This window comes from Pelistega europaea (assembly GCF_013133775.1).
Classification (GTDB): Bacteria; Pseudomonadota; Gammaproteobacteria; order Burkholderiales; family Burkholderiaceae_B; genus Taylorella; species Taylorella europaea.
In genome coordinates this window covers 137768-151736 of sequence record NZ_JABGBO010000002.1, presented here as the reverse complement: position 1 = coordinate 151736, position 13969 = coordinate 137768, and the positions used below count along the sequence as shown (strand labels likewise).

Genomic DNA, 13969 nt, shown 5'->3' with positions numbered 1-13969 from the left:
CTATCGTTAATTATGCGCTAAGAAAATTACTTAATAAATATAGGTTCTATGGATGGGAATAATGTAAATATTGTTGTTCTCTTCATATGACTTTAAATCATAAAAACGGTCGCAGGCATTTTGCTCACCGTTATTGCATGCTTTGCCATACCATTTGAGAGCTGTTTTATTACTCTGTGTGACTCCGTGACCAAGTTGGTATAAAACACCTAATCCGAGCTGTGCAATTGGACTATTGTGTTTGGCTGCCTTATCCCACCATTGCTTGGCAAGATGATAGTTGGGATGAGTGGTGCCATCTCCTAAATAATATAAACCTCCTAACATTGCTTGAGCATGGGAATTCCCACTCCGTGCCGCAGCTTCATAAGAAGACATAGAAGGGGTAGGAGCAGTGATAGTATTACCGAGATTTTGTGCAGTTCCATATACTGCCTCTGTAATGCTTTCAACAGCTTTTTCATCTAGGCTAAGTCTGCCAGAGTAAACACTATCTGCTAACGCTGCTTGCTGTACGGCAGCAAACAGACTTAAAGCACAACACAACTGACTTATTATTTTCATCATTGACTCCTCGGGATGTTTTAAAGTTTCATAGTTAGGATGCGATATAGCTATTCTAGCATTATTTCATTATGAAAATAGCCCTGCTGTTTTAGATAATCTCCCAAAAAGCAACAATTTATCCAAAATAACCCATTGTTTTCGTAACAAAGGTTTATTTTTTTTTTTTATTGTAAAAAGTAAGGAGGTAAATTGTTTTGTAACGTCAAAAATAAGGGAGAAATAAGATGGTACAGCGAAAATTTTCAAAAACAATATTGGTGCTTGCTTTACAAGCAACATGTGCAATCGCACTGGCCGACGAGGTGGAGAATGGTTTTGCTCCTCCAGAGTATTCTGGTTCTATTACTCAAACAGCAGAAAGTTGGGCCATTAATCCAATAAAGACAGATAATGATTGGAAACAAACTGCTATTGATTGGCGTAAAGTAGAGGATAAGTACATTAGTTCACTTGCTTTGACTGCTGCAGGGGAGGACCAACAAGGTTCAGCGGCATTGTCTATTTATGGTAACTATGGGGTAGGATATACGGACGGTAGTCGTAACGGTATAGTGGATGATTTAGGGAGTATTACACTGACAGCAGAAAAAGGTTCTGTTTTATTGAGGAATGGGGTTAATAACCTTGCTCTTAGGGGAGTAACAACTTATGATCCTCCTGCTATTAATGCGACTATATCTGCAGCCAAGCGTATTGATATGTTGCTTAACAGTGAGGATTATAAAGGTACGGACGGGCTTACTGGTTATCCTCATATCGATATAGCTAATATCAATATAGGTGCCAATCAAACTGTTAGCCTTAATGCTGGAGAAGCTATTAAGTTGAGTAATGTATTAAAGAAAGAAACTAATCCATTAGATGGCTATGCAGGAAACATTGTTACGCATGGAGGTACTGTAACGTTAGGTGATGTCACGGTAGATGATGAGTTTACTGAAGATATACTGCTTAACGTTGATGCAGATGCTACTGGTGCAAAAAAAATAAAAACAATCACTAATATTGCAAGTACAGCAGGAGGTAATGTTATCCTCAAGGGCAGAAATATTACCTTGAAAAGTGAACAAAATGGACAGAATATCTTTGCAGTAGGTGGCAGCAAGGTTCAGTTAACAGCCCAAGAGACGTTAAGTATTACTAACAAGAAGGGCCAAGATGCAGGTATTAGCCTATCAGGGGAAAATACGTCTGCAATATTATCTGCTAAAGATATCGTCATTAATACGGAAGCAAATGTCGATACTCGTGGAGCTAGCATTCGTGCAGTTAATAGCGCAAAAATACAATTAACAGCAGCAAATGGTGATATTCGCATCCATCATGAAGGAGCAAACGGGACAGATATGTCTGTGATTAGTTCAGGCTGGGTCAGTAGTACGACTACAGGGGCTTCTGACGCGCAAGTTGTTTTGACTGCTAACAATAACATACTATCACTTGAAGGTAATTTAAAAAATAGAGATGTTATCTATGCTATGCTGTCGCCAAAAGACTATCCTAGTGTGCGCATAACTGCACTCGTTGGGGATAATCAATTAAGCGCTAACAGCTGGCAAGCTGGTCAATTTATTCGAGTCATTAGAGGAGACGATAATGCCAAGATTGAGTTATCTGCTCGTCAGGGGACTAACCGTTTATGGATTAACCATAATGAACTTCAAGGAATTGATGAAGGAGAGATAAAATCCGGACAGCTACGCCCAGCGGTGGCAGCTATCGAATTTTATCCTGTAACAGGGGGAGCTCTGTCGACTGCCACATTGGTCGCACGTCAAAATGAATTGCATGTGGATGCACCGAAAGCAGATCGTGTAGCAGGTTTGTTTGCTATGCAAACCAAGAGTAATTTGCGATTATTCAATGAGAGGGAATTTTACCTTGAGGCTACCGAAGGTGATAATTCAATATGGGTGAATAATGTTGCCCTTGAAAATGGAAGTATTTACGCGGCAGATTTGCATGGGGCAACCGCTATATTAAAAGCTCCACAGGGAACTAATCATCTTAGTATTGGAGATAATCTTAGCACAGCACTATCATATGCACTGGCTGATGTAGCAGTGATTTCTTCAGGATTAAATATTGGAGCTGTCTTTGTTGCAGAAGGTCAAAATAATATTTTAGAGGCTTATGCACCTACTGCAGCAAAACAAAATATTATCAATGTCACTGGGGCAGTCACCAAAGGCAATGAGCTAAATAATGTGCGTCTAACAGCTGACAAACAAAATATTTTACGTGGACTAAATACAGGTATTAATGCCACTAAATCGGCTAAAGTGCTTCTCACTGCTGGTGAACTTAACCAGATTGAAGCTAATGAAAATGCGGTGATTAGTGAGACGGGTGCTAATGTGACGATAGAAGGACCTTTATCAATTACGGCACCTGTTGTGGCTAAAGCAAATAACACAGGTACGGTTAACTTGCATTACAAGGGTACTAGCACTATAAATGGTCATTTATTAGCGATGGGGGATAATAGTAAGATTGATGTGCACTCTACAGGTAGTACATTACAGCATGAGGGTGATAGTATTGCTTTAAATGGTGGGGTGATTGAAGAGCAGTTTACTTCTGGTAGTGTTAAAACAGGTCGTGTAGATGATTTTAGTGCGGCAACAGAGACAGCGCACAAGAGCTTATTTGGTACATCATTAGCACATGAATCCTTGCCTAGTGATGTACAAGCAGGTACTGTGAATATTGCACTGGCCAATCAAGCTCGTTGGAATGTCACAGGACAAAGTTGGGTTAGTACCTTAGGAGGTGCTGGTGGTATTGTTGATGTTAGAGCTCCAGTATTGGGTAGTACAGCACAACCAGAGTTTGGACGGGCACTTCATATTGGTACCTTAAATGGCTCACACCAGTTTATGGTTAGTTTGAATAAAGATGATTATAGCCATAGCGATATGATTTATATCAAACAGGGGACAAGCGATGAGCAGACATTGGTTATCAAAAATTTTGATGATTTGGCTGCAAGTATGAGTGTTGGTGAACGGGTACGTTTTGCTACCATAAAACAATCATTGAATGAGTTTAGAAATGGTAAGATTTATAGTTCGGATGCTGGGCTATTTACACAAAACTTGCGGGTACAGTATGTGGACCGTAGTGAGGAGAGTGAGCAGGATACGAACTTAAACACTCGTATCAATGGCGATAGGTTTGATGAAAATAAAGCAGGAGATGATTATACGCTCACCAATTATGAGGGAGACAGCTCTCAAAATGTGTACCTAGTAAAAGAAGCTTCTACGCCAAATCCGAGCAATCCAGATACGCCAGAAGTGCCAGATACACCGGATGTGCCAGATACACCGGATGTGCCAGATACACCAGAAGTGCCAGATACGCCGAGTAATCCTGTAGCACCTAATCATTCTGCTCAAGTTGCTGTGATGCAGATTCCAGATTTATCCCTTCGTTATGTCTCGCAGCTAGATACATATGCCAAGCGTGAAGGGTTGCGTGCTTATGCTAACCCAGCAGAGCAGAAAGGACTATGGTTGCGTGCTACACGCTTTGGTTTACGTGATGGTAGTGATTTTTCGTTAAAAGGTAATGAATACGAAATCGGTGTTGATTTCTTTACGCAAAATCAGGCTGATAAAAAACGTAAATGGGGGGTGTCTTACACATATGGCACAGTAGGTGGTGAGATGGATGACTTAAAGTCCTATGGCCATTTACGCAAGCATATGGTGAGCATTTACAATACTAACCATTTTAATGACTATAACCAAGATGCGTACTATAACGATAATGTATTACGTGTAGGTATACTAAAGAGTGAATACAGCAGTTATCGTAGTAATGGTCAGCTATGGGGCAAGGGAGACTATCGTCAATATTTCTTTACGGTTAGTACAGAGCATGGTTATAGAATGTTTTTAAATAAAAACAAAGACTGGTATGTGACACCACAAGTGCAGTTGCAATATACACATTTAGGAGGTCAGAGTTATACAACAAGTAATAATGTACATGTGAAATTAGGACATGGACATAGTTTAATTGGTCGTATTGGTACGGACCTAGTCAAAGTCTTAGATAAAGATAACCAGTCGAAGATTTATGCTCGTGCAAGTGTCTTACGAGAATTTATGGGTAAGCAATCCATTGATGCACGTGATCGCACGGGTACATGGCATGATAGACGTAATGTCAAAGGAACTTGGGGAGCCGTTGGTGTTGGTGTGAGTATTATGCCGAGTAAGAATAGTTATGTGTTCTTAGATGGAGAGACTGAGTTTGGTGCCCATCGCAAAGGGTATAACTTCCGTTTAGGAGTTTCTTGGAAGTGGAATTAAGACAATGAGGGAGCTGTGTATGAGTCTTCAAATGTTTTGAAGACTCGTAAGACATACGTTGAATGGTTAACGAAATAGCGACTTTTCCTTTACAATAGATACGTTACATTGTTTAATTATCTTGTGGTTTTACCAAGATTCAGCATTGTGACATGTAGGTGGTATTTGGTATTGTCATGCTACAGTACCATTCAACGTTGTTATGCCAGGGAACTCATTGTGCAGTATATTACATCTAAAAATAACCCTCTTTATAAACAATTAGCCAAGGTTGCGGCAGGCAAATTCAAAACAGATGTACTGCTTGAAGGCTATCATCTATGCCAAATGTATAAAACCTATCATCAATCCCCTAAAGCTGTTATTTTGCAGGAGGGGATTGACTATACGGATAATCCGTGGCGTGCATTGTTGCAGGATTTACATGGAATAGCTTTTATCCAGCTTAACTCAACTTTATTTAAAGCATTGAATCATGTTGAGAGTCCACAACCCATTATGTTTTGGATTCAGGTAGATTCGCCTGTGCAGATACCCTTGCCATCTTGCAACACAGTGTATTTAGATTCTATCCAGGATCCGGGTAATTTAGGCACGATTTTACGTACCTGTGCAGCAGTAGGAATTTCATCAGTGTATCTGAGCAAAGGGTGCGTCAACCCTTGGTCACCCAAGGTCTTACGAAGTGGGCAAGGTGCACATTTTGTCTTAGATATTTATACACAGGTAGATACAGAGGAATTCTTACAGCACAACCAGCTACCTGTTTATATCACTTATTTAGACCATCAGGCGGCTAACCTTTATCAAACGCAATTACCTAAAGATATAGTCTGGGTGATGGGAAATGAAGGGCAGGGAGTATCGGATATTTTCTTCCGTTACCCCCACCAGACGATTTTTATTCCCCAAAGCAATAAGGTGGAGTCGCTCAATGTGGGTATTGCTTGTAGTCTGGTTTTGTACGAACAATGGCGACAGCAGGGGAGTTAGCTATATAGTGATTTCTCTTTTATCGACTAAATATTAGCAGCTTGCACACTTATCAACCATGTCCCTATGTGATACCTCAATAAGTTTTGGTATTGAGTTTAAGAATTTGCAGTACAGTCGTTGCAATCTCTTCAATAGATTTGGTTGTAGACGATAACCAGGTAATTCCTTGCATGCGCATTAGGTGTTCTGATTCAGCAACTTCATGACGGCATTGCTCAATAGAAGCGTATTGGCTATTAGGGCGGCGTTCACTTCTAATTTCAGATAGACGCTCTGGCTGAATAGATAAACCAAATAGTTTATGTTTAAACGGTTTGATGGTTTTAGGTAATTGACCCCGTTCAAAGTCTTCCGGGATAAGAGGGAAGTTGGCTACCTTAAGACTATGTTGCATTGCCAAATATAAACTAGTTGGTGTTTTGCCACTACGCGAAACTCCAATAAGAATCACATCTGCTTCTTGCAATCCTTGAATAAACTGACCGTCATCATGTGCCAAAGTGAAGTTGATTGCTTCGATTCGTTTATGATAGGACTCTGAACTAGCATCTAGGTGAGAACGACCAACAGTAGGTTTAGAGCGGATTTGTAGGCTAAGCTCTAATGTGTTGACACAGGCACCAAAAATATCTAGGAAAATGCCTTTGGAATGGCGTAGATGCTCAACCAATTCTTGATCTACAATTGTGCTAAAAATAATAGGGGGACTATCTTTTTCTGCAATTTCATTGATGCTTTCAATGATTTCTTTCATCTTGGAGACTGTTGTTACAAACGGCTCTCGGACTTGCTTAAATGAATAAGCATGAGTAAACTGACTCAGTACTGAGTGGCTGAATGTCTCTGCAGTAATACCAGTTCCATCGGAAATCACAAAAACAGTTTTTTGAGGTAATGACATAAAAAAATTTCCTTAAAAATTCCCAATTATTTTCGCTAAGAGGTTACAATAACCTATATTTCAAAGTTTTTTTAGAGGAAGGCCTATTTATTTAGAAAATAGTGTTGTTTTTTGAATAAATATGCTTTTTTCTTTACTTGGGAGACCTAGATGTCTTATGTAATTCCTTTTGAAAACCTCCGCATGAGCGATGTTGATATCGTTGGCGGTAAAAATGCTTCTTTGGGCGAAATGATTAGCCAGCTTGCAGGAGCTGGTGTGCGTGTGCCAGGTGGTTTCGCGACTACAGCTCAAGCCTTTCGTGATTTCCTTAAAGACTCTGGTTTAGATCAACGCATTGCTGATCGTCTTAGCACCCTTAATCCAGATGATGTGCGTGAGTTGGCTAATGCAGGTCAAGAGATTCGTCAATGGATTGTTGAAGCTCCTTTTTCTGCTCAATTTGAGAAAGAAATTCGTGATGCTTTTGCTAAATTAGATGCAGATGGCAAAGGTACTTTTGCAGTTCGTTCTTCAGCTACTGCGGAGGATTTACCTGATGCTTCTTTTGCTGGACAACAAGAAACATTCCTTAATGTGGCTGGCATTGATGATGTACTAGACAAGATTCGCCATGTGTTTGCGTCTTTGTACAATGACCGTGCGATTTCTTATCGTGTTCACAAGGGCTATGCTCACGCTGAGGTTGCTTTGTCTGCCGGTGTACAGCGCATGGTTCGCTCAGACAAAGGTAGTGCAGGTGTAATGTTTACTATTGACACAGAATCAGGCTTCCCTGATGTTGTGTTTATCACTTCTTCTTATGGTTTAGGTGAGACTGTTGTACAAGGTGCGGTAAATCCCGATGAATTCTATGTATTCAAGCCAGCCCTTGCTAACAATAAATACCCAATCATCAGCCGTCGTATTGGTTCTAAGCTTATCAAGATGGAGTTTAACGAAGACCGTAAGCCAGGTGAAAATGCGGTTAAGACTGTTGATGTACCTGTGTCAGAGCGTAATCGTTACTCATTGACAGATGAAGAAGTGACTGAATTAGCTCGTTATGCCGTCATTATTGAAAAACACTACCAACGTCCAATGGATGTTGAGTGGGGACGTGATGGTATTGATGGCAAATTGTACATCTTACAAGCTCGCCCAGAGACTGTTAAATCCCAAGAGGCTAGCCATGATGTCCAGTTGCGTTACAAACTTAAAGCAACAGGTACTGTATTGACTACAGGTCGTGCGATTGGTCAGAAAATTGGTGCAGGTAAAGTGCGCATTATTCACGATATTGCCCATATGGATCAAGTACAGGCTGGTGATATTCTCGTGACCGATATGACAGACCCTAACTGGGAGCCTGTAATGAAGCGTGCTGCTGCTATTGTCACTAACCGTGGCGGTCGTACTTGTCACGCAGCGATTATTGCACGTGAATTAGGTATTCCTGCTATTGTCGGTACAGGTGACGGTACCGAGGTGCTTCGTGAAAATGCTGAGGTCACTGTTTCTTGTGCAGAGGGTGATGAAGGTCGCATCTACGATGGTTTCCTTGAAACTGAAGTAGAAGAAGTACGCCGTGGTGATATGCCAGAGATTCCAGTCAAGATTATGATGAACGTAGGTAACCCTCAGTTGGCGTTTGATTTCGCTCAAATTCCGAATGCGGGTGTGGGTTTGGCTCGTTTAGAGTTCATCATTAATAACAACATTAATGTTCACCCTAAAGCTGTTCTTGACTATCCAAACGTAGCGAGTGATTTGAAAAAAGCAGTTGAATCAGCCGCTCGTGGTTATGCAAGCCCTCGTGCTTTCTTTGTCCAGAAATTAGCCGAAGGCGTAGCAACGATTGCTGCTGCTTTCTATCCAAAACCAGTTATCGTACGTATGTCTGACTTCAAGTCAAACGAGTACCGTAAATTGGTGGGTGGCTCTCGTTATGAACCCGAAGAGGAAAACCCAATGTTAGGTTTCCGTGGTGCTTCTCGCTATATTTCTGAAGACTTTGCTGAATGCTTCCGTATGGAATGCGAGGCTTTACGTTTTGTACGTGAAGAAATGGGTCTGACTAACGTTGAAATCATGATTCCATTTGTGCGTACTTTAAGTCAAGCTGACCGAGTTGTTAGTTTGTTAGCTGAAAATGGTCTTAAACGTGGTGAGAATGGCTTACGCCTCATTATGATGTGTGAGGTGCCAAGTAATGCTATTTTAGCGGATCAATTCCTTGAATACTTCGATGGTTTCTCTATCGGTTCCAACGATATGACTCAGCTTAGTCTTGGTCTTGACCGTGACTCTGGTATGGAGTTATTGGCAGCTGACTTTGATGAACGTGATCCTGCGGTATTGTTTATGCTTGAGCGTGCGATTGCAGCTTGCTTAAAAGCAGGTAAATACGTGGGTATTTGTGGCCAAGGCCCCTCTGATCATGCAGACTTGGCACAATGGCTCATGGAAAAAGGCATTAAGTCTATGTCATTGAACCCAGATACTGTGGTGGATACATGGCAAAGACTGGCTGAGGACTAATCGCCTCGGTATCGTTTAGGATATGCTAAATAATAACGCTGGCTTAGGCATTAAGCCAGCGTTTTTTTGTCTGAATCTGTGTCGCTATATCGCAGCATTGCATGGTCGCTAATGTCGTTAATTAGATAGGTTTTTATCAAAGTTTTGCATGGTATAGTGGCTGAAATAGATGAAGTGTTGCTACAATGAACGTAGTTACTGTACACAACGGTGTATAAGACAGTTTTTAGCAATATATTTAGGATAAAAGTGGTTAATTGAATATAGGAGTAACAGAATGAGCTTAATAATTGAAGATATTAAAGTAGGAGAGGGTGCAGAGGCTAAAAAAGGCGACCACGTGGTAGTGCATTACACTGGTTGGTTAGTAGATGGTACAAAGTTTGATTCTAGCAAAGATCGTAATGATCCTTTCGTATTTCCTCTTGGTGCAGGCTATGTGATTAAAGGCTGGGATCAAGGTGTTGTTGGTATGAAAATTGGTGGTGTGCGTAAACTAACTATTCCTGCTGAACTAGGTTATGGTTCTCGTGGTGCAGGGGGTGTTATTCCTCCTAATGCGACGCTCGTTTTTGAAGTAGAGTTACTCGGATTACAATAAACGAACATAGATATACCCTTTGAACCTGTGACAGTGCATTGTGCTGTCACAGGTTTTTTTATTGATGATGGGTGTTGTTTATACACACAATAAATTGTTATAAATAATTTCAAATTGTGTTAAATTGAAATGTAAATTTTATTCTATGGGATAATTTATTGTTCTTTCTATGAAAAATTAATAGAGAATTCCTGGCGGTGTGTCAAAAATAGTTAATGCTTTGTTTTCCTAAATAAATTTTAATTTTTATCAAAAATATTTCTACCAAAAATACTATAAAAAGCAGATGTCGCTATTTACTTACTTCTTGCAATGTTTTTAATAAAAAACAAACAAAATTACTCGGCCAAGTCTGGAAACAGAGAAAGGGTAGATAGAATGGAAAGAAATTCTTTATTTTCATTTCCCTTTCTATGCACTGTAATTTTACCCAAACCATACTAATGTCTGCATTAAGTGTAAATCCAGCTATGGCATTAGTGAGCTCTCCCAGCGATTCTGAAGAAAAAACACTTGTTTTCAATCAAACGGTTGCTAATGAATATGATTCAGTGAGCAAAGAGGCTGGATTGATAATCATCAATGTCATCAATGATGATTATAGTAAACTACGAACTTATGCCGAAAACTCTCATGGCATCTTCTTTAACTTCCAAAAAAAAGGAGATTTCATCAAATTAACATCGACACAAGGTGATATCTCCGTTCATGTGGAAGAAGTTCCCAATATTTTTATGTCTCATTTGCCATCTACTCCTTTTGGTGCACCTATTTGGGCTTCTAATAAAAATATCCTCTTAAATAGTGCTCAAAATATTAAATTAGCGGCTATCACAAAGAATGTAGGTTATCGCAATGCTCAAATGATGAATGTTATTAGGGCAAATTCTGATGCGTCGGTTATCTTGAAAGCACAAGGAATAAATTCTCTTTTAATGGAGACTAAATCACCAGATGATACTAACTATTTTGTGAATTTGGCTTTAGGTATGCAGGCTTCGGGTAATGGGCATATTATGCTTCAAGGAAAATCAAATACTTTAACAATGGATGTTCCTAATGCTACACAACGCTATTTACTAAGAGCTGATACTGCATTAGCCAATATTCAATGGAATGCAACCGAAGGAAATAATGAATTATTTATCAATGGGGAATATTCTGCAAATAGAGCTAATTTCCTGATGGGAATAATGGCATATGGTACTTCCACTGTAAATGATACACATAGCATTACATTGTCTGCATTAACTGGGGATAATATTATTCAGTTAGGTGATAAAAATTTAACTCCCAATCCGCGGGGAAAGTTTAGTGTTGTCATGGGTATAAATACAGTGGATGGGTATACAAGCGGCATAGATGCACCATTCACTGGATCAGTTAATCTATTAGCAAAGCAGAATACTTTATCTATTTATGCTCCTAATACACCGCAAAAAATAGGGATGCAAGCATCAGGTAAAACAGCATATGGTGCTGAAAATATTAGATTAGAAGCTAGTGAAAAGAACAATGTTTTATTGATGGATACCCATATTACTCAATTTGTTTCATCGGATAAACCATTTCTTTATGGAATCGCTTCATCCAAGACATCTAAAATTCTTTTCTCCGCACTTAATGGTGCTAATATTATTGAGATTGGAGAACGAGAAGATGAAACTTCACGTATTGATGGAACTGCTATCGGGCTGTGGGCTAATTCCGCTGGAGTTTCTCTACAGGCTAAACATAATCAAGTCGTACTCCATTCTCCTGTGAGTATGCAACCTATAGCGATAAGTGCGAGAGGTTTTTATACAGGTGCCCCTAATATACTTCTAAATGCGAGTGATACCAACACCGTTTATAGTCTATCGCAAGGTATTTATGCAAGCACACAAGCCAAAGTAGTACTTAATGCTACCAACACAAACCAAATAGGGGCAGGTAGCACAGCTATTACCTCATGGGATAAGGCTGCTGTGCAACTATCAGCGGGGAAAATGAATAATATCTCCGCAGGAAATACGGCACTGTTGACAGCCACAGAGGGACAGATTGCCATTGATGGTCCTGTGAATATTCAGGCTCCTTCGGTGGCAGATGCGAGATCTAGTTCAAAAATTTCCATCTATTATGAAAAAAACAGTCAGATGCAAGGAAATTTACGAGCAACAGATAAAGGGATGATTGATGTCCGTTCTAAAGGGAGTACGATGGCATTGACGGGTGATAGTATAGCTATGAACCAAGGTGCCATTAACTTACAGCTTACCTCAGGAAGTATATTAACGGGAAGAGTAGACAATTCTTCGGCGTATCAACATACAGATTATCGGCGGTTGTTTGCACCTGTATCAGATACAGATACTCTTCCAGAGGCAATAGGGGCAGGGGAGGTTAATTTATCGCTTGCAAATAATGCTGTTTGGAATATGACAGGACAGAGCTGGGTAAGTCAGTTAGGAGGAGCTGGGGGAATAATTAATTTACGAGCAATGACGAATGGAGGAGCTGCTACACAAGGTCGTGCTTTGCATATTGATAGCTTAGAGGGGAAACAAAAATTTGTTCTTTCGCTAAATAAAGATGACTATACTCAGAGTGATATGCTGTATATCAAACAAGGAACGGCAGATGAGCAAACACTCGTTATTCAGAATTTAGATGAATTAGCGGCGAGTATGCAACCAGATGACAGAGTACGCTTTGCAACTGTCAGTCATTCCTTGGATGAGTTTAGAGAGGGGAAAATTTATCGTTCAGATGCTGGACTCTTTGAACAGTCACTAAAAGTACATTATGTGAGTCGAGCAAAAGAAAGTGAACAAGACTTAGCTCAGGATAGGTTGATAAATGGAACACAATTTACCCTAGAAAAATCAGGTGATGAGTATATCCGACAACAGTATGATGGAGATGAGTCTAAAAACGTTTATTTGGTAAAAATGACTCCCTCCCCAGTTAATCCTCCGGTTGAAGAGCAGCCTGTTGTAGAAGAACCTATTACCACACCAGGGAATCCTACTGACCAGCCTAGAGTGGAAGAACCAACAGAGACGCCAGAGGATTTAGTAGAGTCAACCCCTATTTTACCTCCTATAGTAAATAGGCCAGCTATGATAGCGATACAATATATTCCAGCATTATCACTTCGCTATCTGACAGATTTGGATACCTATACAAAACGAGAAGGTACTCAAGCCTATGCTAATCCCGCACAAAAAGCAGGATTCTGGGCTAGAGTGAGTCGATTAGGGCTAAAAGATGATTTTTCACTCAAAGGCAATACCTATGAAATAGGGTATGATCGATTCATGCGTAATGATATGAAGCGAAAACATAAATGGGGGGTAAGCTATACTTACGGTAGCGTTCATGGAGACTTTACAACATGGAGAGCAAATGCCCATCTAAAGAAACATATGCTAAGTCTGCATAGTACTAATCATTATGGAAATTATGACCAAGATGCTTACTACAATGATAATGCAGTTCGTATTGGTAAGTTAATACATGATTATCGTATTGATAGAGAAAATGGGAAATTATGGGGTGAAGGAGGCTATCATCAATACTTTGCTAGTGTCAGTACGGAGCATGGATACCGAGCATGGTTAAATAAAACGAAAACCTGGTATGTAACGCCACAAATTCAGTTGCAATATAGTTACTTAAGAGGAAAATCTTATCAGTCGAGTAACCAGGTAAATATAAAGCTCGGACATGTTAATAGCTTGATTGGACGTTTAGGAGTGGATGCAGTTAAGGTATTAGATAAAGAGACGCAAACACGTATCTATGCTAGGGCAAGTATATTGCATGAGTTTTTAGGTAAGCAACATATTCAAGCCCATGATCGAACAGGAAATTATCACCGTACGTTCAAAATGAAAGGAACTTGGGGAGTGATTGGTGGAGGATTTAGTATTATTCCTGACAAAAATACCTATGTGTTTCTAGATGGAGAAAAAACATTTGGAGCACATCGTGATGGTTACAATTTCAGAGTAGGGCTTTCATGGCGATTTAATTAGGAAGAATAATAACTTGCCATCAGGGGGAATAATTATTAAT

Annotated in this window: 7 protein-coding genes; 5 read left to right on the top strand and 2 right to left on the bottom strand. The window is 39.9% G+C overall.

What is annotated here, in order from left to right:
• Window positions 1–30 precede the first annotated feature (30 nt).
• On the bottom strand, window positions 31–567 hold the full coding sequence (locus tag HKX40_RS02255; RefSeq protein ID WP_171587951.1) for a tetratricopeptide repeat protein: 537 nt from the start codon (window positions 565–567) through the stop codon (window positions 31–33).
• A 224-nt stretch (window positions 568–791) separates the two neighbouring features.
• Here HKX40_RS02255 and HKX40_RS02250 point away from each other — a divergent pair, with 224 nt between their 5' ends.
• Entirely contained in the window at window positions 792–4889 is a 4098-nt protein-coding gene (locus HKX40_RS02250; protein WP_171587950.1) for an autotransporter outer membrane beta-barrel domain-containing protein, read from the top strand.
• A 219-nt stretch (window positions 4890–5108) separates the two neighbouring features.
• Window positions 5109–5882, top strand: a complete 774-nt coding sequence (locus HKX40_RS10830; RefSeq protein ID WP_171587949.1) for a TrmH family RNA methyltransferase — start codon at window positions 5109–5111, stop codon at window positions 5880–5882.
• Window positions 5883–5958: 76 nt separating this feature from the next.
• Here HKX40_RS10830 and ppsR read toward each other — a convergent pair whose 3' ends face one another.
• Window positions 5959–6786, bottom strand: a complete 828-nt coding sequence (gene ppsR, locus HKX40_RS02240; RefSeq protein WP_171587948.1) for a posphoenolpyruvate synthetase regulatory kinase/phosphorylase PpsR — start codon at window positions 6784–6786, stop codon at window positions 5959–5961.
• Window positions 6787–6936: 150 nt separating this feature from the next.
• On the opposite strand from ppsR, the gene ppsA reads away from it, so the two are divergent.
• The 3 genes from ppsA (at window position 6937) to HKX40_RS02225 (ending at window position 13929) form a co-directional block, all read left to right on the top strand.
• Window positions 6937–9306 (top strand): phosphoenolpyruvate synthase, encoded by a 2370-nt coding sequence (ppsA, locus tag HKX40_RS02235; protein WP_171587947.1) that lies wholly within the window; start codon window positions 6937–6939, stop codon window positions 9304–9306.
• 277 nt (window positions 9307–9583) lie between these two features.
• Entirely contained in the window at window positions 9584–9907 is a 324-nt protein-coding gene (locus HKX40_RS02230; protein ID WP_171587946.1) for an FKBP-type peptidyl-prolyl cis-trans isomerase, read from the top strand.
• Window positions 9908–10350: 443 nt separating this feature from the next.
• On the top strand, window positions 10351–13929 hold the full coding sequence (locus HKX40_RS02225; RefSeq protein ID WP_171587945.1) for an autotransporter outer membrane beta-barrel domain-containing protein: 3579 nt from the start codon (window positions 10351–10353) through the stop codon (window positions 13927–13929).
• The last annotated feature ends 40 nt before the right edge of the window (window positions 13930–13969 follow it).